Here is a 20,013-nt window from a genome sequence, read left to right on the forward strand (position 1 = left end):
ATTTCTGAAGAAGCGGTTCAATCTGTCGGCGAATGCGCGCTTCGTGAAACGTGCAGCGAGAGCGCGCCCGAACCGTTCCCGCGTGAAAAAAAAGGACCCCGGCGCGAGCCAGGGTCCCTTCGCAGTGGCCGCTTCTGTCCGCTGGGGTTGGGGACCGAGAGGTGCGGGCGGCGGCCTTGTTGTCTGGCGTCCGGCTCAGCCCCAGGTCTGGCGCAGGCGGAAATAGATGAAGGGGTCGAAGTCGACGCGGCGGTCGTCGAGATAGGCAAAGTCGCCCGGCGCGCGGACGCGGCCCTCGAACACCTCGCGCTGGCGGTTGAGGCCGCGGCCGGTGAGGTTCTGGGCCTCGACCCGCAGCGACAGCCCCTGGCGCGGCTTGACCTCTGCATAGGCCAGGAGCCACGGCTCGATCTCGAAGCGGCTGACCTCGTTGAAGGCGTACGACGTCTCGGTCTCGCCCGAGAACAGCTCCACGCCCCATTGCAGCTTGCGCTTGGGCAGGTCCTGGGAGAACCGCAGCTCGCCCTCGAAGGGCTCCTGGTCGCTGATCCGGCGCTTGTGGCCGGTGATCGGGTCGACGACCTCCGACCGGGTCCAGGTTCCCTTGCCGCGCAGCAGGCCGCCGGGGACGAAGCGCTCCAGCGGCAGGTTCACCGACAATTCCAGCTCGTCGCCCGCGGCGTCGCCGATATTGCCGGGGGCGTCGTAGAGATTGCCGGCCTTGTCGACCACCAGGATGCGGTCGGCGACGTCGCTGATCTCCTTGTGGCGGGCGGTCAGCACCACCGCGCCGTCCTTGCCGAACTTGCGCTCCCAGGCCGCCTCGAACACCCAGGTCCGCTCGGGCACCAGTTCGGCGCCGCCGGCGGTGTCGCGGCCGGTTGAGAAGGTGGTCGACGAGACGAAGTCGCTGAAGTCCAGCTGGCCGACCTCGCGCTCGACGCGGCCGCGCAGCTGGTCGTGGGCGCTGGGCGACCAGGTGACCGACAGGCGCGGCTTGGGATAGGTGAACGACTTCTCCAGGTTGGTGTCGCCGGTCTGGGAGATGGTCGAGCGCTCCAGCCGCAGGGCGCCTTCCAGGGTCAGCTTGGAGTGAGCGCGCCAGGTGGCGACGCCGAAGGCCTCGCCGCGCTTTTCCTCGACCCGCACGTTGGCGGCCGGCAGCACCTGGGGCGTTCCGTTGACCAGGTAGCCGATCTGGCTCTCCAGGAAGTTCACCGCGATCTCGCCGCCGCCCTCGAACGACAGGGTCGGGCTCAATGTGTGGCGCAGCACGCCGCGGGCGATGCTTTCGCCGCTGTCGCGGGCCGAGATGAAGCGCCCGGCCTCGCCCGCTTCGGTGAAGGTGCTGGCGTAGTCGACGTGCTTGCGGCGCAGGAGGCCGGTCAGCTCGACGCGCGACTTGGCGGTCAGCGGACGTTCCCAGCCCAGGCCGATCTCGCCTTCCTCGCGGTCGTCGGCGTCGATGACCTTCAGGCGGTCGCCGCCGGCCGGGGGGATGTCCTCCAGGCTCCAGTCATAGACCTCGTGCTCGTAGACGGTGTTGACCGACAGCCGGCCGCCCAGCAGCGGGCGCTTCAAGTTCGCCTTGGCGGTCAGGCCGTCGCCGCCGCCGGTCTCGTCCAGCCAGGACGGGCTGACGGCGCCGTTCGCCCGGCGCACGACCTTGGGGCCTTCGCCCGCGCCGTCGTCGACATAGCGGAAGGCCAGCAGCGACCAGTCGAAGGCGTTGACGCCGTACTGGCGCGAGCCCTCGAAGCGCATGGCCGGGGTGGTGCGGCCGTCCTGCTGGAACGAACTGGCCACCGCCAGCAGGGTCGAGCCCTTGGCGTCGGCCCGCAGCACGACGTTGGCCACGACGTTCTTGCCCTGCATGTCGATGCCCGGGGCGCCGCCGACGATGATCTCGACGCAGTCGACCTGGCTGGCCTGAATGCGGCGCAGGGCGTCTTCCAGGGACTCGCTCTTGGTGGCCGGGCGCTGGCCGCCGATCAGCACATTGCCGGCCGCGCCGCCGAAGCCGCGCACGCTGTCGCCGCCGTCGAAGGTGAAGCCGGGCACGCGCACGACCATGTCGTAGGCCGACAGCGGCTGGCGCTCGGCGAAGAAGGCGGCGGGATAGCGGGTGACGCCCTCGGTCGCCGCGGCGACGACGGGGGCCTGGGCCGCGGCCTCGGGCGTTGCGGCCGCGAGGGCCGCGAAAAGCGATCCGAACTGCATGTCGTTCCGTCCCCTGGCCCCCGCCAGTTGCGTGGCTGGCAAACTGGGCCTTTGGCCGCCGGGAGGGAAAGTTACAAGCTTGAAATGTGGATTAAATAATGGACATCAATGGACGGAAGCGTCCAGGTTTCGAGATCCTCCCCCTGAAGGGGGAGGTGGCCGCGAAGCGGTCGGAGGGGGAAGTCTGTCGGAAATCGGCCTAGTTCAGCTGAGGCTGAAAACGCCCCCCCTCCGTCGCCTTTGGCGACACCTCCCCCGGAGGGGGAGGATTTCTTGGATCAGATATTCGTCCCGCCGACCGTCAGGCCGGTGATCTTCAGGCTGGGCTGGCCCACGCCCACGGGCACGCCCTGGCCGGCCTTGCCGCAGACGCCGATGCCGGGATCGAAGTCGAAGTCGTTGCCGATCATGGTCACGCGGGTCAGGGCCGACGGGCCGTCGCCGATCAGGGTGGCGCCCTTGACCGGAGCGGTGATCTTGCCGTCCTCGACCAGGTAGGCCTCGGTGCACTGGAAGACGAACTTGCCGTTGGTGATGTCGACCTGGCCGCCGCCGAAGTTGGCGCAGTAGAGGCCCTTCTTCATCGAGGCGATCATCTCGGCCGGGTCGTCATTGCCCGCCAGCATGCCGGTGTTGGTCATGCGCGGCATCGGCATGTGGGCGTAGGACTGGCGGCGGCCGTTGCCGGTCGCCTGCATGCCCATCAGCCGGGCCGACATGCGGTCGTGCATGTAGCCCACGAGGATGCCGTCCTCGATCAGGATGGTGCGCTTGGTCGGCGTGCCCTCGTCGTCGATGGTCAGCGAGCCGCGGCGGCCGGGGATCGAGCCGTCGTCGAAGACGGTGACGCCCTTGGCGGCCACCCGCTCGCCGATGCGGCCCGAGAAGGCGCTGATGCCCTTGCGGTTGAAGTCGCCTTCCAGACCGTGGCCGACGGCCTCGTGCAGCAGCACGCCGTTCCAGCCCGGGCCCAGCACCACGTCCATCTCGCCGGCCGGGCAGGCGACGGCGTCGAGATTGACCAGCGCCATGCGCAGGGCCTCGTCGACCTGGCCCTGCCACTTGTCGGGGCTGATCCAGGCCGAGAAGCCGGCGCGGCCGCCGGCGCCGGACGAGCCGGCCTCGCGCTTGCCGTCCTTCTCGACGGTGACCTGGACGTTCAGGCGCACCAGCGGGCGCACGTCGCGGATCAGCTTGCCGTCGGCGCGCAGGATCTCGACCACGCGGCGCTCGCCGGCCAGGCTGGCCAGCACCTGCACCACGCGCGGGTCGCGCTGGCGGGCGAAGGCGTCGATCTCCTGGAGCAGGGACACCTTGTCGGAGAAGGCGGGCGAGGAAACCGGGTCGTCCTCGCCGTAGAGCTTTTCGTTGGTCGAGCGCGGGCCTTCGGCCGAGACGCCGGCATAGCCGCGCTTGGCCAGGCTGGCGGAAGAGGCGGCCCGGCCGATGGCGGCCTCGGAGATCTCCGAGGCGTGGGCGTAGCCGGCCGTCTCGCCGGCCACCACGCGCAGGCCAAAGCCCTCGCCGCTGTCGTAGGAGGCGGTCTTCAGCCGGCCGTCGTCGAAGACGAAGGCCTCGCTCTCGGACCGTTCGAGGAACAGCTCGCCGTCATCGGCCCCGGCCAGGGCCTCGCCGAGGATGGCGCGGGCGCGTTGCGGGTCGACGCCGGCGGCGTCCAGCAGGGAAGGGGCGGAGAGGGGAGCGGTCATTCCTGTAAGGTAGGCGCTTGCAGGCCCCGCGTCATCTCCCTCCGCCCCCGGATCGCTCACCAGCTTTCGTTGATGTCGCCCGAACCGGCGATCGACTTGGACAGGCTGGCCGGACGCTCGGTCAGGGTGACGTCGCCGCTGCCGGCGATGTGCACGTCCGCCTCGCCCGTGGGGCCAAGCTTGGCCTCGCCGCTGCCGGCGATCGCGACCTTGGCGTCGGTGACGGTCAGGGCGGTCAGTTCGGCCTCTCCCGAGCCCGCGATCCGGAGGTCGACCTTGCCGGTCTTGCCCGAGGCGTAGGCCTCGCCGCTGCCGTTGAGGGTCAGCGACAGGTCCGGCTGGTCGTAGGACTGGATGTCCAGGTCGCCCGAGCCGTTGAGGGTGAACTTGCGCACGGCCGGGGCGGTGATGCGGATCACCAGGTCGTCGCTGCCCGCGAAGGTCTGCATGCCGTGGCGGTCGAAGCGGAAGCCGCGGCCCTGGCCGTCGCCGTCGAAGTGCAGGCGGTCGTTGGTCAGCACCACGCGCCGGGCCAGGCCTTCGGGCCCCTCGACGGTGATGTCGGCCTTGGGCCCTTGAGTGTAGATCACCCGGGCGGGCAGGTCGATGCGCAGGGCCTCGCCGCCGCTCCAGGCGATCTGGCGGCTGGTGTTGGGGCCGTGGTCCTCGATCGTCACGTCGCCGTTGCGGCGGATGGTGACGCGGCCGTCGTCGTCCTCGATGTGGATGTTGGCCGGGAAGCTCCAGCCGCCCTGCTTGACGAGGTCGCGGCCGCCGATGGCGAAGGCGGTTCCGAGGCACGCCACGGCCAGGACGAAGCTGGCGACGGCGATGATGGTGAGGTTACGGATCATGGCCAGGCCTCAGGCTTGCGGTTCGATGGCCGGCTTCAGCAGCCGGTAGTGGAGCCGGCCGTACCAGACCAGCAGGTTGACCAGGCCAACGGTGACCAGGCCGGTGACGGCGCTGAGCGCGGTGGCCGCGGCCATCAGGCCGATGCCGCCGAGGATGGCGAAGGCCGGGCCGCCCGGCGGGTCCATGAACGGTCCGGCCGAGAACACGAAGCCGCCGGCGATGAAGATGCCGATCCCGGCCATGAAGAAGCCGAACAGCGCCCCGATCACGCCCATCAGGATGGGCAGCAGGATCAGGATGTCGATCGCGCCCAGGCCCAGCACCGCGAATACGGCGCCGGCGGCGGCCGACGGGTTCTTGGTCTCTTCCCAGCGCTTGAGGCCGGCTTCGGCGCGCAGCTCGCGGGCCAGGCGGTCGGGATCGCCGAGGGCCGCGGCCGTCTCGGCCTCGGTGCGGCCGGCGGCGATGGCGTCGTCGAAGTGGGCCTCGTAGTCGGCCACCGCGTCGGCGATGGTGGAGGCCGGCAGGCCGGCCAGGCCGCGCTTCAGGCGGGTGACGAATTCGGCGCGGGTCATGCGGCGGCTCCCAGGATGTCGTTCACGGCCTTGGCGAAGGCTTCCCATTCGCTCTTCTGGGCGGCGAAGCTGTCGCGGCCGGCGGTGGTGAGGCGGTAGTATTTGCGGGGCGGGCCGCTGGTCGACTCGACCAGATAGGTCTCGACCAGGCCGTCGGACTGCAATCGCCGCATCAGCGGGTAGATGGTCCCCTCTCCCATATCGATGTCCTTGGCCAGCTGGCTGGCGATCTCGTAGGCGTAGCTGTCGGCCTTCGACAGCAGGGCCAGCACGCACAGCGCCAGCACGCCTTTCTTCAATTGGGTTTCGATGGCTTCAGGCACGGCTCTCGTTTCCTGTTGGTGAGAACCTTGTACGGCCAGGTAGTGTGTGATGCAAGGTAGCTGTTATTACAAGTTATCAATGTTCGAGGATCGACGTGATTCGCCTGTCGGTCGTGTGGATGAAATTGGCGAAGTTATTGAGAATGCTTCGCAACTGACGCGATTCCCCTGCCCAACGTGTGGTTTCGGGTGCTTGGCAACAGGGATTGAAGCGCGTAAGCACGCCTGCGACCGGCCGGCGCCGTGGGGGGAGTGCTTTCGACCGTTTCAAGTCGATTGCATAAGTCCGCGTAACCGGTCGTATTGTGCATGTCGGCGCGGGGACACGGCTGAGTAACAGCCGGTCGCCGCCGTAACGGGCCGAGAGGGAAATGAAGGCACAAGTTCAGGGGATGGGACGGAAGGGGTTGGGCTTTGCAGCCGCCGCCGTCATGACGACGCTCGCGGGGCATGCCTTCGCCGACGATCTATTGGGCCAGCCGACGCCGGGGGGTATCGCCCTCCAGCCGGCGGCGTCCGTGCTCAAGCACGACGCCATCTGGTTCCACGACTGGGTTCTGATGCCGATCATCACGGCCATCACCCTGCTGGTCCTGGGCCTGCTGGTCTGGATCGCTGTCCGATACAACAAGAAGGCGAACCCGGTTCCGGCCAAGTTCAGCCACAACACCACGATCGAGATCATCTGGACGATCGTGCCGGTGCTGATCCTGATGATCATCGCCATCTTCTCGTTCCGGCTGTTGTTCAAGTATAACGACATGCCCAAGCCCTACATGACCGTGAAGGCCACGGGCTATCAGTGGTACTGGGGCTACGAGTATCCGGACCAGAAGGTGCCGGAGATCATCTCCAAGGTGCTGAGCGAGGAAGAAGTGGCGGCCAAGGGCCTGCCGCACAGCCTTTATCGCCTGGCCGCCGACAACGCGCTGGTCGTGCCGGTCAACCAGGTGGTGCGCGTGCAGGTCACCGCCGCCGACGTGATCCACGCCTTCGCCCTGCCGGCCTTCGGCCTGAAGACCGACGCCATTCCGGGCCGCCTGAACGAAACTTGGTTCAAGGCCGAGAAGGTGGGCACCTATTACGGCCAGTGCTCGGAGCTCTGCGGCATCGACCACGCCTTCATGCCGATCGAGATCAAGGTCGTCACGCAGGCCGAGTTCGACGCGTGGGTTAAGTCCAAGGCTCCCGCCGAGGCGCCCGCCGCCCCGGCGACCGCCGAGGCCGCCCCGGCCGCGCCTGGCGCGGCTCCGGCCGCCACGCCCGCCGCCGCTCCGGCTGCACCCGCTTCCGCTCCGGCCGCGGCCCCCGCCGCCGCGCCGGCGGCCTAAGAACGCTTTAGGATATCAGTCCGATGGCTCACGCCGCTGACATCGATCACCACGACGCCGGCCATGGCGCCGACGAAAAGCCGCCCTTCTTCCAGCGCTGGTTCTTCTCGACGAACCACAAGGACATCGGCACGCTCTACATCCTGTTCGCCATCATGGCGGGCATCGTCGGCGGGGCCCTGTCGGGCCTGATCCGCTGGGAGCTGATGCACCCGGGCATCCAGATCTTCTCCGAGACTGGCCTGCTGGCCGAGTGGGGCGTCTTCAAGGGCAAGCACGGCTACAACGCCGTGGTCACCGCCCACGCCCTGATCATGATCTTCTTCATGGTCATGCCCGCCATGATCGGCGGCTTCGGCAACTGGTTCGTCCCGATCATGATCGGCGCGCCGGACATGGCCTTCCCGCGGATGAACAACATCTCGTTCTGGCTGCTGGTCGCCGCCTGGATCCTGCTGTGCACCTCGATGTTCGTCGACGGCGGCCCGGGCCACGGCTTCGGCGGCGGCTGGACGATCTATCCGCCGCTGTCGACCTCGGGCCACACCGGCCCGGCCATGGACCTGGCGATCCTGTCGCTCCACCTGGCCGGCGCTTCGTCGATCCTGGGCGCGATCAACTTCATCACCACGATCTTCAACATGCGCGCGCCGGGCATGACCCTGCACCGCATGCCGCTGTTCGCCTGGTCGGTGCTGATCACCGCCTTCCTGCTGCTGCTGTCGCTGCCCGTGCTGGCCGGCGCCATCACCATGCTGCTGACCGACCGCAACTTCGGCACCCACTTCTTCGATCCCGCCGCCGGCGGCGACCCGGTGATGTTCCAGCACCTGTTCTGGTTCTTCGGTCACCCGGAAGTCTACATCCTGATCCTGCCGGGGTTCGGCATCATCAGCCACATCGTCTCGACCTTCTCCAAGAAGCCGGTCTTCGGCTACCTCGCCATGGCCTACGCCATGGTCGCCATCGGCTTCGTCGGCTTCGTCGTGTGGGCCCACCACATGTATACGGTCGGCATGCCCATCAACCTGCGCGCCTACTTCGTGGCCGCGACGATGATCATCGCCGTCCCGACGGGGGTGAAGATCTTCAGCTGGATCGCCACGATGTGGGGCGGTTCGATCAGCTTCAAGACGCCCATGCTGTGGGCGATCGGCTTCATCTTCCTGTTCACGGTCGGCGGCGTCACCGGCGTGGTCCTGTCGAACGCCGGCATCGACTACAGTCTGCACGACACCTACTACGTGGTGGCCCACTTCCACTACGTGCTCAGCCTGGGCGCCGTCTTCGCCATCTTCGCGGGCTTCTACTACTGGTTCGAGAAGATGTGGGGCGTGAAATACAACGAGTTCCTCGGCGCGACCCACTTCTGGATCATGTTCGTCGGCGTGAACCTGGTGTTCTTCCCGCAGCACTTCCTGGGCCTGGACGGCATGCCGCGTCGCTATGTCGACTATCCGGACGCCTTCGCGAAGTGGAACTACGTCTCGTCGGTGGGCTACATGATCACCGTCCTCGGCGTCGGCGTCTTCATGCTGGTGCTGATCGAGGCGGCCATCCGTCGCCGCAAGGCCGAGGCCAACCCGTGGGGCGAAGGCGCCACCACGCTGGAATGGACCCTGTCCTCGCCGCCGCCGTTCCACCAGTTCAGCGAGCCGCCGGTCATCAAGGCCGACGATCATCACTGATCTCTGGTAAGATAGCAGTATAAGCGCGGGGGCGCGGATCGGGCGGCAGCCCGGCCCGCGCCCTTCGCCCATCAAGACCTCGTTCGAAGACCCGTATTCCCATGGCCAAGCCCGCCGTCCTTTCGCCCGACACGCCCGCCGACACGGTTCGCGCGGCGCGCTGGCAGGACTACTTCCAACTGCTCAAGCCGCGCGTGATGTCGCTGGTGGTGTTCACGGCCGCGACCGGCCTGGTGGCCGCCCGCACCCACATCCACCCGCTGCTGGGCGCGGTGGCGGTGCTGTGCATCGCCGTGGGCGCGGGGGCCTCGGGCGCCCTGAACATGTGGTACGACGCCGATATCGACGCCAAGATGCGCCGCACCCGCGGCCGCCCGGTGCCGGCCGGCCTGGTCGAGGGCTCGGAAGCCGCGACCCTGGGCGTCGTCCTCTCCCTGCTGTCGGTCCTGCTGATGGGCATGGCCATCAACTGGCTGGCCGCGGGCCTTCTGGCCTTCACCATCGTCTTCTACGCGGTGGTCTACACCATGTGGCTCAAGCGCTGGACGGCCCAGAACATCGTCATCGGCGGCCTGGCCGGCGCGCTGCCGCCGGCCATCGGCTGGGCGGCCGCCAGCGGCTCGGCGCCGCTGAACGCCTGGCTGATGGTGCTGATCATCTTCCTGTGGACCCCGCCGCATTTCTGGGCCCTGTCGCTCTACATCAGCACCGACTACGCCAAGGCCGGCGTGCCGATGCTGCCGGTGGTCAAGGGCGCCAAGGAAACCCGCAAGCAGATCCTGCTCTACAGCCTGGTGTTCATCCCCGTCTGCCTGGCGCCGGCGGCGACCGGCCTGGGTGGCCCGCTGTACCTGGCCGTCTCGGCGCTGGGCGGGATCGTCTTCCTGATCCTGGCCTGGCGGGTGTTCCGCAGCGACGCCGGCGACGCGGCCGACCCGCGCGTGGCCGATCGCGCCCTCTACGAGGTGGCCGACGCGCCCGCCGCTGAACCGGCCGAGCCCGGCAAGCGCCCGCCGCCGGTGGGCGGGGCCAAGGACGCCCGCAACCTCTTCGCCTTCTCGATCCTGTACCTGTTCGCCCTGTTCGCCGCCCTGCTGGCCGAGGCCATGATCGGCGTCCGGGCCCTGGAGCTTCCGCTTTGACCGATCCGAAGAAGACCGTTTCCGTAAAGCCCGACGCCGACCAGGCGCTGAAGGCTCGCAACGGCCGCAACATCGCCCTGGCGCTGGGCCTGGTGGCCTTCGTCGCCCTGGTCTTCGTGGTCACCCTGGTGAGGCTCGGCGCCAATGTCGGAAACCGGTTCTGATCCCAGGCCGGCGGCCAAGGCCGGCAAGGCGAGCAACCCGCAAGCGCGTCGAAACAAGCGCGTGGCGCTGATCTGCGTCGGCGCCTTCGCCGGCATGGTCGGCGCGGCCTACGCCTCGGTGCCGCTCTACAAGCTGTTCTGCCAGGTCACGGGCTTCGACGGCACGGTGCGCCGCGCCGAGGCCCCCCCGACCAAGGTGCTGGATCGCAGCGTCGTCGTCCGTTTCGACGCCAATATCCGGGGCCTGCCCTGGACCTTCACCACCGAGCAGGTCAGCCAGGACATCAAGCTGGGCGCGTCGGGCCTGGCCTTCTTCAAGGTCACCAACAACAGCGACAAGCCCCAGACCGGCCGGGCGATCTACAACGTCGTGCCCGAGCAGGCCGGGGCCTACTTCCAGAAGATCGAGTGCTTCTGCTTCTCGAACCAGACGATCGAGCCCGGCCAGACCGTCGAGTTCCCGGTCGTCTACTTCGTCGATCCCCGCTTCGCCGAGGATCCGGAGACCAAGGGCAAGTCCGAGATCACCCTGTCCTACACCTTTTTCCCGGCGGTGGAGGGCGAGGACGGCGGCAAGTCGGCCGACGCGACGCCGCGCATCGTTCAACCACTTGGCGGAACACCGTCCAAGGGACTATAGCAATCCACAAGGGAGTGCGCGGGCCTTGGGGGACCTACGCGACGCGTACTTCAAATAATCAGAGGGTTCGCAACACATGGCCCACGGCGCCGTCAAACACGACTACCACATCCTGCCGCCTAGTCCGTGGCCGTTCGTCGGCTCGATGGCGGCCACCGTCATGGCCATCGGCCTGATCGCCTGGATCAAGGGCGGCGTGTTCGGGATCGAGAAGGGCCAGTGGTGGCTGTTCGCGCTCGGCCTGGCCGGCGTGCTCTACACCATGTTCGGCTGGTGGTGGGACGTCATCAAGGAAGCCAACGCCGGCGACCACACCCCCGTCGTCTCGATCGGCCTGCGCTACGGCATGGTGCTGTTCATCGCCTCGGAAGTGATGTTCTTCGTGGCGTGGTTCTGGATCTTCTTCGAGATGGCCCTGTTCCACGGCCACCGCACCTTCTCCAGCATCGAGGAAGTCCGCACGGCCTGGGCCGCCTGGCCGCCCGCCGGCGTCGAGACCGTCTCGCCCTGGCACCTGCCGCTGGTCAACACGCTGACCCTGCTGCTGTCGGGCACGACCATCACCTGGTCGCACCACGCCCTGCAGCAAGGCGACCGCAAGGGCGCCAAGTGGGGCCTGATCCTGACCATCGCGCTGGGCGCTCTCTTCACCTGCATCCAGGTCTACGAGTACGCCCACATCAACCACGAGAACCTGTTCTACAACGAGGCCGCCGCCAATTCGGGCCTGTACGGCTCGACCTTCTTCCTGGCCACCGGCTTCCACGGCTTCCACGTCTTCGTGGGCACGCTGTTCCTGATCGTCTGCCTGATCCGCCTGATGAACGGCGCCTTCACGCCCAAGCAGCACTTCGGCTTCGAAGCGGCCGCCTGGTACTGGCACTTCGTCGACGTGGTCTGGCTGTTCCTGTTCGCCTTCATCTACGTGATCTTCGGCGCCTCGGCGCACTGAGGTCACGGACTATCTAAGGGCCCGGAGCGCCGACCGCGCTCCGGGCCTTTTTCGTTCTAGTGGGGCTGGGTCGAGATCTCATCCCGCTCCGCCCCACGGCCGCTTCCCTGGGCCTCGTGCCCAGGGCCCATCGTTCCGTCGCTCAGACCGTGCAAGCCGATCTCCGCCTTGCCGGCCGACGCATGGATCCTCGCCACAAGGGCGAGGAAGGCGATAAAGAGGGGCGGCGCATTTGTCGGACGGTGCAGCACGCATGCCCAAGACCAACCCCTACGCCGCCGGCGCCGCCGGGCGCTGTCCCGTCTGCGGCGAGGGCTTTCTGTTCGATGGCTTCCTCAAGGTCGCGCCGCGCTGCGAGGCCTGCGGCTACGACTTCTCCAAGCTCGAGAGCGGCGACGGCGCGGCGACCTTCGTCATCCTGATCGCCGGCGCGCTATGCGCCTTCGGGGCGCTGTTCTCGATGTTCGCCTGGAACTGGCCGGCGTGGCTGCTGCTGGTCGTCTGGCTGCCGCTGACCCTGCTGGCGTGCCTCGTCCTGATGCGGCCGGCCAAGGGCCTGATGGTCGCCGCCCAGATCGCCAACAAGGCTTCGCAAGCGGGGCGCGACGATGTCTGAGGCCGCCAAGTCGAAGCCGCGCTTTCCGATCGTCCTGACGATCGCGACCCTGATCGCCTTTTCCATCCTCTGCGGCCTGGGAACCTGGCAGGTGAAGCGCCTGGCCTGGAAGCAAGACCTGCTGGCGCGGATCGAGACGCTGAAGACCGCGCCCGCCATCCCGCTGGCCCAGGCCCTGGCCCGCGCCGACCAGGGCGAGGACGTCGATTTCGTGCGCGTGGCCGCCGACTGTGCGCCGGGCGCCACCGCGCCGCTGCCGCTGGTCTACGGCGTGCGCGACGGCGACATGGTCTGGCGGGCCATGGCCGCCTGCCGGCTGGCCGGCCAGGCGCACGGCGTCGTCCTGCTCGACCTCGGGCTTGTCGACGCCCTGAGCGGCCAGGTCCAGCCCAAGGCCCAGGCGTTCGCCGCGCCGGCCCAGGTGGTCGGCGTGCTGATGGCCCCCAAGGCGCTGGGCGGCGATCGCGGCAAGGCCCTGGCCGCCTTCGCCGCCGACAGGCCCGCCTCGCACATCCTCATGGTCGAGACCGCCACCCCCGCCGTTCCCGGCGTCACGCCCGCGCCGCTGCCGGCAGAAATTTCCAATCGGCACCTGGAATACGCGCTTACGTGGTTTGGTCTTGCTGTCACCCTGCTCTTTATCTATGCCGCCATGCTCTGGCGTAGGATGAGGCCCTGATGCGTTACGTCTCGACCCGGGGCGAGTCCCCTTCGATCGGTTTCCTGGACGCGGTGCTCGCGGGCCTGGCCCCTGACGGCGGCCTGTACGTGCCCGAGGCCTGGCCTGCCTTCACGCCCGAAGAGATCGCAGCCTTTGCCGGCAAGACCTATGCGCAGGTGGCCGCCGCGGTTCTGGGCAAGTTCGTCGGCGACGACATCCCGGCCGACGATCTGGCCCAGATGTGCGACGAGGCCTATGCCAGCTTCACCCACGCGGCGGTGACGCCGCTGAAGCAGCTGGCCGCCAACCGCTACCTTCTGGAGCTGTTCCACGGCCCGACCCTGGCCTTCAAGGACGTTGCGATGCAGCTCCTGGGCCGGCTCTACGACTACGTGCTGTCGCGCCAGTCGCGGACGATGACCATCATCTGCGCCACCTCGGGCGACACCGGCGGCGCGGCCGTCGAGGCCTTCCGCGGCCGCAGCAACGCCCGCATCGTCGCGCTCTTCCCGGAAGGCCGGATCAGCGAGGTCCAGCGCCGGTTCATGACCACGGCCGAAGACGCCAACGTGTCTTGCGTCTCGGTGCAGGGCTCGTTCGACGACTGCCAGGCCATCGTCAAGCAGGCCTTCCAGGACGACCAGTTCCGCCACGCGGTGGACCTGTCGGGCGTCAACTCGATCAACTGGGCGCGGATCGCGGCCCAGAGCGTCTACTACTTCACCGCCGCCGTCAGTCTGGGCGCGCCGGCCCGCGAAGTGGCCTTCGTGGTGCCCACAGGCAATTTCGGCGACGCCTACGCCGCCTTCGTCGCCAAGCAGATGGGCCTGCCGATCGCCAAGGTCGTGGCCGCCACCAACAGCAACGACATCCTGGCCCGCGCCTTCGAGACCGGCCGCTACGCCCGCGGGGCGGTGGCCGCCACCCAGAGCCCGGCCATGGACATCCAGGTCGCCTCCAACTTCGAGCGGCTCTATTTCGAGGCCGTGCGTCGCGACGGCGTCGAGACCGGGCGGGCTTTCCGCGGTTTCGCCACCACCGGCTCGCTCGACATCCCGCCCAGCGCCCACGCCATGATGCGCGAGCTGTTCGCCGGGGCCTCGGTCAGCGAGGCCGACACCGCCAAGACCATGCTCTCGACGCTGAACGAGACCGGCGAGGTGGTCGATCCGCACACCGCCGTCGGCCTCGCCGCCGCCCACGGCCTGCGCCTGGAAAACCCCACGACCCCGGTCGTGGTGCTGTCGACCGCCCACCCGGCCAAGTTCCCCGAGGCCGTTCTGGCCGCCACCGGCGTGGTCCAGGGCGTGCCGCGCGGCGCGCCGGACCTGTCGGCCAAGCCCGAGCGCTTCGACCGCCTGCCGGCCGATCCGGCCGCCGTGAAGGCCCACGTGCGGGCGTTCGCGGGGAAGTGAGAGCTGTCCTCTGGCGGTAACGGATTCCAATATCCGTAAAACCCCGCGAAAGCGGGGGCCCAGGCTTTTTCTGGAACGCGTGGCTCTCGACGATAAAACGCCTGGGTCCCCGCTTTCGCGGGGATTTTACGGAAGAAGAGTGCCTGCGTCGCCAGCCCGCGGGGTCGCTTTCCCGGGCTTGTGCGGCTACACGGAGGGAAATGAGCCTTCCGACCCTCCATACCCTGCCCAATGGCGTCCGCGTCGTCTGCGATCCGATGCCGGGTCTCGAGACCCTGGCCCTCACCGTCGTCGCCGGACGCGGCGCGGGCTACGAGGATCCGGCGCGGTCGGGCTGGTCGCACCTGCTCGAGCACATGGTGTTCAAGGGTGCGGGCGGGCGCAGCGCGCGCGACATCGTCGAGGTGATCGAGACCGAGGGCGGTTCGATCAACGCCGCCACCGGCTATGAGCGCACCAGTTTCCAGGTGCGGGCCCTGAAGGGGGGCGCGCCTCTGGCCATGGCGGTGATCGCCGACCTGGTGCGCCGACCCACCCTGGACGCCGGCGACCTGGCCCGAGAGAAGCAGGTCGTGGCCCAGGAGATCGCCGAGGCCGCCGACGCCCCTGACGACTACGTCTTCGACCTCCTGCAGAAGGGCGCCTGGGGCGACCATCCGGTCGGCCGGCCGATCCTGGGCACGGTCGACAGCGTCGAGGCCGCCACTCCCGAGGCCCTGGCGCAATGGCGCGCGGCCCTCTACGCCGCCGACCGGCTGGTGGTCAGCGCCACGGGCGCGGTCGACGAGGCCGAGATCCTGGCCCTGGCCGAGCAGGCCTTCGGCGACATGCCGGCGACGCTGGGCGCGGCCATTCCTGATCCGGCGCTGTTCGTGGGGATGAGCTTCGCAGAGACCCGCAAGCTGGAGCAGGCCCACCTCGTTCTGATGCTGCCGGCGTTCGGCTCGTGCGACGACGACTACTTCGCCCTGCGCGTCTTCGCCGAGGCCCTGGGCGGGGGCATGTCGTCGCGCCTGTTCCAGGAGGCCCGCGAGAAGCGGGGGCTGGCCTACAACATCGACGCCTATGCCGACACCTATGCCGACATCGGAGCCCTGGGCATCTATGTCGGCTGCGCGGCCAAGGACGCGGCCGAGACCGCCAAGGTCTGCGCCGAGCAGGTCCTGGCCCTGGTCGAGCGCATCGAGCCGGCCGAGCTGGCCCGCTGCAAGGCCCAGCTGAAGGCGCACATGTTCATGGCCCGCGAGCAGCCGCTGGCCCGCGCCGAACAGAACGCCGGCCAGGCCCTGACCTTCGGAAAGCTGTTCCCGCCGGCCGAGCTGGCGGCCGGGGTGGACGCGGTCACCGCCGACGACATCACCCGCCTGGGCCGGCGCATGCTGGACCCGGCGCGGGCGGCGACCGCCGTGCTGGGGGCCAAGACCGCGCTTTCGGCCGGCGAAATCTTCCGGCGGACGTTGTTCGGCGGCTGATAAGCCGCGATGGTGCGGCTTCGAGATCTGAGACCCCCCTGCTTGTCCGCCATCCTCCGCCTGTTCCGTATCGACCATGGTCCGCGCATCGACGCCGAGCGCGTCTATCTGCGCCTGCCGCGGCTGGCCGACCACAAGCCGTGGGCGCAGTTGCGGGCCGCCTCGCGCGGCTACCTGACGCCGTGGGAGCCCAGCTGGCCGGCCGACGACCTGACCCGCACGGCCTTCCGCCAGCGCCTGGCCGCCTACGCCCGCGAACTGGAGGCCGGCGAGGCCTTTCCCTTCTTCGTCTTCCGCAAGGACGACGACGCCATCGTCGGCGGGGTGCGGCTGTTCAACATTCGTCGGGGCGTCTCGCAGACCGGCGTGCTGGGCTACTGGAGCGGCCAGGCCCATGCGGGGCAGGGCTATACGACCGAGGCGGTGAAGGCGGTGATCGACTTCGCCTTCGGGCCGCTGGGCCTCCACCGCCTGGAGGCGGCGTGCATGCCGCACAACGCGCGCTCGGCGGACCTGTTGTCGCGCTGCGGGTTTTCCGAGGAGGGATACGCCCGCGCTTATCTCAAAATTAACGGCGAGTGGCGAGATCATCGTCTGTTCGGGTTGATCGCTCCGTCATAGCGATCGCCCGGGCTGTGACGCCGGCTTTTTCGGCGTGGGAACGGGCATGTCATTCAAGGTTGCCGAGCGACGCATCTGGGACGCGACGACCACGCTGGAAGCGCTGGGCGCCGCCGAGGTCGCGCTGTGGCACTGGGAGCCCGAGTCCGATCGCCTGCGCATCAACGGCGCGGCCCGGGCCCTTGGCCTGTCGCCGCTCGCTCCTGAATGTTCCTCCGCCGCCTTCCGGGCGCTGGCCCTGCCGCAGGACCGCGCCCAGGCCGAAGAGCTGCTGCGGGTGCGCGAGGCCGGGGCCGAGATCGTCGTGCGCCTGCGCATGCGCAGCGGCGGTGTCTGCATCTGGCGGGGCGTGTGGCTGGAGGAGGGCGTGCGCGCCGCCGGCGTCATCGCCCCGGAAGTGAAATTCGCCGCCTCCGGCAAGGACGAGCTCACCGGGCTCCTGGACCGTCGCAGCTTCATCGCCCGCGCCCGCGAGCGCCTGACCCATGACGGCGTGCACGAGCTGGTCGTGGCCGACCTCGACCGCCTGCGCCGCCTGAACGAGGCCCTGGGCCACGAGCGCGCCGACCTGGTGCTGGCCGCCCTGGGCTCGCGCCTGGCCGCCGCCTTCCCCGAGGGCTCGATCCTGGGCCGCATCGGCGAGGACGAGTTCGCCGTGCTGTGCGAGCCCAAGGGCTATGAACCGGCCGAGCTGCTGCGCTCGGCGCTCGAGCAGCCCCTTCGCATCGCCGGCTTCGACATCCACCCGACCCTGACCATCGGCGCCGTCTCGGCCGAGGGCGGCGAGGATGCCCCCGAGGCCGCCGAACTGGTCCGCCGCGCCGAGCTGGCCGTCGAGGCCGCCGCCGCCAACGGGCGCGGCTCGGCCGCCGCCTACGGCCGCTCGATGGAGACCGACGGCCTGTCGCGTCTGGCGCTTGAAGCGGATCTGCGCGGCGCCATCGGCCGCGGCGAGATCGTTCCCTATTTCCAGCCGGTCGTGCGGCTGTCGACCGGAGCCCTGTCGGGCTTCGAGGCCCTGGCGCGCTGGATCCATCCCCGCCGTGGCCTGCTGCCGCCCGACGAGTTCCTGCCGCTGATCGAAGAGATGGGCCTGATGGCCGAGCTCGGCGAGCACATGATGCGCAGCGCCGGCAAGCAGCTGGCCGCCTGGCGCCGCAGCCACCCGGCCGTTGGCGCCCTGACCGTCAGCGTCAACCTGTCGACCGGCGAGATCGATCGTCCGGGCCTCGTCCACGACGTGGCCCAGGTGCTGGCCGAGAACGGCCTGCCGCGCGGCGCGCTGAAGCTGGAAGTGACCGAAAGCGACATCATGCGCGATCCCGAGCGGGCCGCGGTGATCCTGAAAGCCCTGCGCGAAGCGGGCGCGGGCTTGGCGCTCGACGACTTCGGCACCGGCTTCTCGTCGCTGTCCTACCTGACGCGCTTGCCGTTCGACACGCTGAAGATCGACCGCTACTTCGTGCGCACCATGGGCGGCAACGCCGGCTCGGCCAAGATCGTCCGGTCGGTGGTGAAGCTGGGCCAGGATCTCGACCTGGAAGTGGTCGCCGAGGGCGTCGAGAACGCCGAGATGGCCCATGCGCTGCAGAAGCTCGGCTGCGACTATGGCCAGGGCTTCGGCTACGCGCCGGCCCTGTCGCCGCAGGAAGCCGAGGTCTATCTCAACGAGGCCTATGTGGACGGCGCGGCCCCGGTGAAGGCGCGGGGCTGAGGCGCGAGTGCATATGCTGCTGGTCGCGGCCGTCTGGGGCGGCGGGATCGCCAGCCTCGTCTTCGCGATCTATGCCTGCATCCGCGCCAACCGGGCCATGTCCGCCATAGTCGACGTGGTCAATCGCCATGCAGATCCCGCTGCGCCGAGAGAGACGGGGTTCAGCCGGGATCCGGTCACGTGGCGGCGGGTGAGCTCACGCTATCGCGCCATCGACCCCGCAACGCCCCTGATCTGGCGCTACAGGCTGTGGTTTGGCTTGATGGTGCTCAGCGGACTGTTCGCGTTCGCGGTGCTCGCGGCCCAGGCGCCGGCCTAGTCGCTCACCCCTTGGCGAGGTCGCCGTACCACCAGGCGGCCGTCACCCCGCCGTCCATCAGGAAATCGCTGCCGGTGATGAAGCCGCCGTCGGGACCCATCAGGAGGGCGCCGACCGCGCCGACCTCGTCGGGCGTGCCGGCGCGCTTGGCGGCCGAGGCTTCGATCATCCGGCGATAGCCTTGGCCGCGCGGGCCCGTGAGCTCGTCGCGGGCCAGGGGCGTCATGACGATGCCGGGGCTGATGGCGTTGATCCTGGCCCCCCGCTCGCCCCAGGGCACGGCCTGGGCGGCCACCCGCAGGGAGTTGCCGCGCTTGGACAGCTGGTAGGCCTTCAACGGGTCTGTGACCTCGCTCGGCGACAGGAAGGGCAGGGCCAGGAGCGCCTCGGTCGGCGTCGTGGCCAGGGCGTGGTTCTGCTCGACGGGCAGCGGCGCCAGGCGGTGGCCCGATTGCGAGGCGATGACCACGCCCGAGCCGCCCCGGGCGATCACCTCGCCGAACAGTTCCAGCACCAGGGCCGTGCCGTAGAGATCGACCTTGAGGATCACCTCGGGCGGCGCCTGGCTTGGCGAGACGCCGGCGGCGTGGATCAGGCCGGCGACCTCGCCCAGGCCCGTGGCGGTCGCCACCAGGGCCTCGACGGACGGTCGCGAGGCGACGTCGACGGTGGCCACATGGGTGTCGTAGCCGGCGTCGGCCAGCACCTCGGCGGCGGCCTGGGCGTTCTGCGGCTTCATGTCGGCCAGCAGCACGCGCTTGCCCACGCCCACCCGGCGGGCGATGGCCTGGCCGATCTGGCCGGCCCCGATGACGACGATGACCTGGCTCATGGCCTCTCCTTGCTCAGGAGGGCGTCATAACGCCGTCGGAGGGCTAGGATTAGTCGGAGCCTCGTCCATGGCCTGCTGAGCGATCCTCAGCAGTCCTGGCGGCTAGCGGCGGGCCTCGGTGGCCATGCGGACGGCGAGGCCGCCAAGCACGCTGGCCATCAGCCAGCGCTGCACCAGGGCGAAGCTGGGGCGCGTGGACAGGAAGCCGGCGATGGTCCCGGCCGCCAAACAGATCGCGGCGTTGACCGACAGGCTGATGGCGATCTGGCTGCCGCCCAGCAGCAGCGACTGGCTCAGCACGTTGCCGTGGCGGGGATCGATGAACTGCGGCAGCAGCGACAGATAGAGCATCGCCGCCTTGGGATTGAGCAGGTTGGTCAGGAAGCCCATGGCCATCAGCTTGGCCGGCGGGTCCTTGGGCAGCTCGCGAACCTGGAAGGGCGAGCGGCCGCCGGGCTTGATCGCCTGCCATGCCAGCCAGCCCAGGTAGAGGGCCCCGCCGAAGCGCAGGATGTCGTAGGCGATCGGGGCGGCGATCAGGAGGGCGGTGATCCCCAGCGCCGCGCAGACCAGATAGACGACGAAGCCCGCCGCCGTGCCGGCCAGCGAGACGATGCCGGCCCACTTGCCCTGGCAGATCGATCGGCTGACCAGGTAGAGCATGTTCGGGCCCGGCGTCAGCGCCATCCCCAGGCAGACGAGGCAGAAGGCGATCCAGGTCTTGGCGTCGGGCATGGGGGTCTCCGTGGAAGCGGGCACGAAAA

The 20,013-nt window shown here is 69.1% G+C and carries 20 protein-coding genes; 13 read left to right on the top strand and 7 right to left on the bottom strand.

Annotated elements, in window-relative coordinates; translation table 11 throughout:
• Nucleotides 1-195: 195 nt before the first annotated feature.
• The 5 genes from ACODR1_RS00245 to ACODR1_RS00265 form a co-directional block, all read right to left on the bottom strand.
• Complete coding sequence (locus ACODR1_RS00245) at nucleotides 196-2,220, bottom strand: TonB-dependent receptor plug domain-containing protein (protein WP_488878658.1); 2,025 nt, start codon at nucleotides 2,218-2,220, stop codon at nucleotides 196-198.
• 278 nt (nucleotides 2,221-2,498) lie between these two features.
• Nucleotides 2,499-3,929 (bottom strand): metalloprotease TldD, encoded by a 1,431-nt coding sequence (tldD, locus tag ACODR1_RS00250; protein ID WP_488878659.1) that lies wholly within the window; start codon nucleotides 3,927-3,929, stop codon nucleotides 2,499-2,501.
• A gap of 56 nt (nucleotides 3,930-3,985) precedes the next feature.
• Nucleotides 3,986-4,783, bottom strand: a complete 798-nt coding sequence (locus tag ACODR1_RS00255; RefSeq protein WP_488878660.1) for a GIN domain-containing protein — start codon at nucleotides 4,781-4,783, stop codon at nucleotides 3,986-3,988.
• A gap of 9 nt (nucleotides 4,784-4,792) precedes the next feature.
• Nucleotides 4,793-5,359, bottom strand: a complete 567-nt coding sequence (locus ACODR1_RS00260) for a DUF1700 domain-containing protein (RefSeq protein ID WP_488878661.1) — start codon at nucleotides 5,357-5,359, stop codon at nucleotides 4,793-4,795.
• On the bottom strand, nucleotides 5,356-5,682 hold the full coding sequence (locus ACODR1_RS00265; protein ID WP_101716074.1) for a PadR family transcriptional regulator: 327 nt from the start codon (nucleotides 5,680-5,682) through the stop codon (nucleotides 5,356-5,358). Before ACODR1_RS00265 ends, ACODR1_RS00260 begins: the two co-directional genes overlap by 4 nt.
• Before the next feature lie 371 nt (nucleotides 5,683-6,053).
• On the opposite strand from ACODR1_RS00265, the gene coxB reads away from it, so the two are divergent.
• From coxB to ACODR1_RS00330, 13 genes are all read left to right on the top strand, one after another.
• On the top strand, nucleotides 6,054-7,013 hold the full coding sequence (gene coxB, locus ACODR1_RS00270) for a cytochrome c oxidase subunit II (protein WP_488878662.1): 960 nt from the start codon (nucleotides 6,054-6,056) through the stop codon (nucleotides 7,011-7,013).
• Nucleotides 7,014-7,036: 23 nt separating this feature from the next.
• Nucleotides 7,037-8,701, top strand: a complete 1,665-nt coding sequence (ctaD, locus tag ACODR1_RS00275; RefSeq protein WP_488878663.1) for a cytochrome c oxidase subunit I — start codon at nucleotides 7,037-7,039, stop codon at nucleotides 8,699-8,701.
• A gap of 101 nt (nucleotides 8,702-8,802) precedes the next feature.
• Complete coding sequence (cyoE, locus tag ACODR1_RS00280; RefSeq protein ID WP_488878664.1) at nucleotides 8,803-9,843, top strand: heme o synthase; 1,041 nt, start codon at nucleotides 8,803-8,805, stop codon at nucleotides 9,841-9,843.
• Complete coding sequence (locus ACODR1_RS00285; RefSeq protein ID WP_058349885.1) at nucleotides 9,840-10,007, top strand: hypothetical protein; 168 nt, start codon at nucleotides 9,840-9,842, stop codon at nucleotides 10,005-10,007. Before cyoE ends, ACODR1_RS00285 begins: the two co-directional genes overlap by 4 nt.
• Nucleotides 9,988-10,647: a cytochrome c oxidase assembly protein gene (locus ACODR1_RS00290; RefSeq protein WP_488878665.1), complete on the top strand. Its 660-nt coding sequence runs from the start codon at nucleotides 9,988-9,990 to the stop codon at nucleotides 10,645-10,647. The genes ACODR1_RS00285 and ACODR1_RS00290 overlap by 20 nt, the downstream gene beginning before the upstream one ends.
• A gap of 76 nt (nucleotides 10,648-10,723) precedes the next feature.
• The gene (locus tag ACODR1_RS00295; RefSeq protein ID WP_488878666.1) at nucleotides 10,724-11,599 is read left to right on the top strand and encodes a cytochrome c oxidase subunit 3; all 876 of its coding nucleotides are present in this window, start codon (nucleotides 10,724-10,726) and stop codon (nucleotides 11,597-11,599) included.
• A gap of 253 nt (nucleotides 11,600-11,852) precedes the next feature.
• Entirely contained in the window at nucleotides 11,853-12,215 is a 363-nt protein-coding gene (locus ACODR1_RS00300; RefSeq protein ID WP_488878667.1) for a DUF983 domain-containing protein, read from the top strand.
• The gene (locus ACODR1_RS00305; RefSeq protein WP_488878668.1) at nucleotides 12,208-12,894 is read left to right on the top strand and encodes an SURF1 family protein; all 687 of its coding nucleotides are present in this window, start codon (nucleotides 12,208-12,210) and stop codon (nucleotides 12,892-12,894) included. The genes ACODR1_RS00300 and ACODR1_RS00305 overlap by 8 nt, the downstream gene beginning before the upstream one ends.
• Nucleotides 12,894-14,291 (top strand): threonine synthase, encoded by a 1,398-nt coding sequence (thrC, locus tag ACODR1_RS00310; RefSeq protein WP_488878669.1) that lies wholly within the window; start codon nucleotides 12,894-12,896, stop codon nucleotides 14,289-14,291. Before ACODR1_RS00305 ends, thrC begins: the two co-directional genes overlap by 1 nt.
• Before the next feature lie 200 nt (nucleotides 14,292-14,491).
• Nucleotides 14,492-15,763: a M16 family metallopeptidase gene (locus tag ACODR1_RS00315; RefSeq protein ID WP_488878670.1), complete on the top strand. Its 1,272-nt coding sequence runs from the start codon at nucleotides 14,492-14,494 to the stop codon at nucleotides 15,761-15,763.
• 42 nt (nucleotides 15,764-15,805) lie between these two features.
• On the top strand, nucleotides 15,806-16,384 hold the full coding sequence (locus tag ACODR1_RS00320) for a GNAT family N-acetyltransferase (RefSeq protein WP_101716064.1): 579 nt from the start codon (nucleotides 15,806-15,808) through the stop codon (nucleotides 16,382-16,384).
• 46 nt (nucleotides 16,385-16,430) lie between these two features.
• Nucleotides 16,431-18,098: a putative bifunctional diguanylate cyclase/phosphodiesterase gene (locus ACODR1_RS00325; RefSeq protein ID WP_488878671.1), complete on the top strand. Its 1,668-nt coding sequence runs from the start codon at nucleotides 16,431-16,433 to the stop codon at nucleotides 18,096-18,098.
• A 13-nt stretch (nucleotides 18,099-18,111) separates the two neighbouring features.
• On the top strand, nucleotides 18,112-18,417 hold the full coding sequence (locus tag ACODR1_RS00330) for a hypothetical protein (protein ID WP_488878672.1): 306 nt from the start codon (nucleotides 18,112-18,114) through the stop codon (nucleotides 18,415-18,417).
• A 4-nt stretch (nucleotides 18,418-18,421) separates the two neighbouring features.
• On the opposite strand, the gene ACODR1_RS00335 is transcribed toward ACODR1_RS00330, so the two are convergent.
• Both ACODR1_RS00335 and ACODR1_RS00340 read right to left on the bottom strand, forming a co-directional pair.
• Nucleotides 18,422-19,249: an SDR family oxidoreductase gene (locus tag ACODR1_RS00335; protein ID WP_488878673.1), complete on the bottom strand. Its 828-nt coding sequence runs from the start codon at nucleotides 19,247-19,249 to the stop codon at nucleotides 18,422-18,424.
• A 102-nt stretch (nucleotides 19,250-19,351) separates the two neighbouring features.
• Entirely contained in the window at nucleotides 19,352-19,984 is a 633-nt protein-coding gene (locus ACODR1_RS00340) for a LysE family translocator (protein WP_488878674.1), read from the bottom strand.
• Nucleotides 19,985-20,013 lie beyond the last annotated feature (29 nt).

This window comes from Caulobacter sp. FG7, from assembly GCF_057808875.1.

Coding starts and splice junctions, on each gene's coding strand:
- ACODR1_RS00245 (WP_488878658.1), bottom strand. CDS start 2,220: ATGCAGTTCGGATCGCTTTTCGCGGCCCTCGCGGCCGCAACGCCCGAG.
- tldD (WP_488878659.1), bottom strand. CDS start 3,929: ATGACCGCTCCCCTCTCCGCCCCTTCCCTGCTGGACGCCGCCGGCGTC.
- ACODR1_RS00255 (WP_488878660.1), bottom strand. CDS start 4,783: ATGATCCGTAACCTCACCATCATCGCCGTCGCCAGCTTCGTCCTGGCC.
- ACODR1_RS00260 (WP_488878661.1), bottom strand. CDS start 5,359: ATGACCCGCGCCGAATTCGTCACCCGCCTGAAGCGCGGCCTGGCCGGC.
- coxB (WP_488878662.1), top strand. CDS start 6,054: ATGAAGGCACAAGTTCAGGGGATGGGACGGAAGGGGTTGGGCTTTGCA.
- ctaD (WP_488878663.1), top strand. CDS start 7,037: ATGGCTCACGCCGCTGACATCGATCACCACGACGCCGGCCATGGCGCC.
- cyoE (WP_488878664.1), top strand. CDS start 8,803: ATGGCCAAGCCCGCCGTCCTTTCGCCCGACACGCCCGCCGACACGGTT.
- ACODR1_RS00290 (WP_488878665.1), top strand. CDS start 9,988: ATGTCGGAAACCGGTTCTGATCCCAGGCCGGCGGCCAAGGCCGGCAAG.
- ACODR1_RS00295 (WP_488878666.1), top strand. CDS start 10,724: ATGGCCCACGGCGCCGTCAAACACGACTACCACATCCTGCCGCCTAGT.
- ACODR1_RS00300 (WP_488878667.1), top strand. CDS start 11,853: ATGCCCAAGACCAACCCCTACGCCGCCGGCGCCGCCGGGCGCTGTCCC.
- ACODR1_RS00305 (WP_488878668.1), top strand. CDS start 12,208: ATGTCTGAGGCCGCCAAGTCGAAGCCGCGCTTTCCGATCGTCCTGACG.
- thrC (WP_488878669.1), top strand. CDS start 12,894: ATGCGTTACGTCTCGACCCGGGGCGAGTCCCCTTCGATCGGTTTCCTG.
- ACODR1_RS00315 (WP_488878670.1), top strand. CDS start 14,492: ATGAGCCTTCCGACCCTCCATACCCTGCCCAATGGCGTCCGCGTCGTC.
- ACODR1_RS00325 (WP_488878671.1), top strand. CDS start 16,431: ATGTCATTCAAGGTTGCCGAGCGACGCATCTGGGACGCGACGACCACG.
- ACODR1_RS00330 (WP_488878672.1), top strand. CDS start 18,112: ATGCTGCTGGTCGCGGCCGTCTGGGGCGGCGGGATCGCCAGCCTCGTC.
- ACODR1_RS00335 (WP_488878673.1), bottom strand. CDS start 19,249: ATGAGCCAGGTCATCGTCGTCATCGGGGCCGGCCAGATCGGCCAGGCC.
- ACODR1_RS00340 (WP_488878674.1), bottom strand. CDS start 19,984: ATGCCCGACGCCAAGACCTGGATCGCCTTCTGCCTCGTCTGCCTGGGG.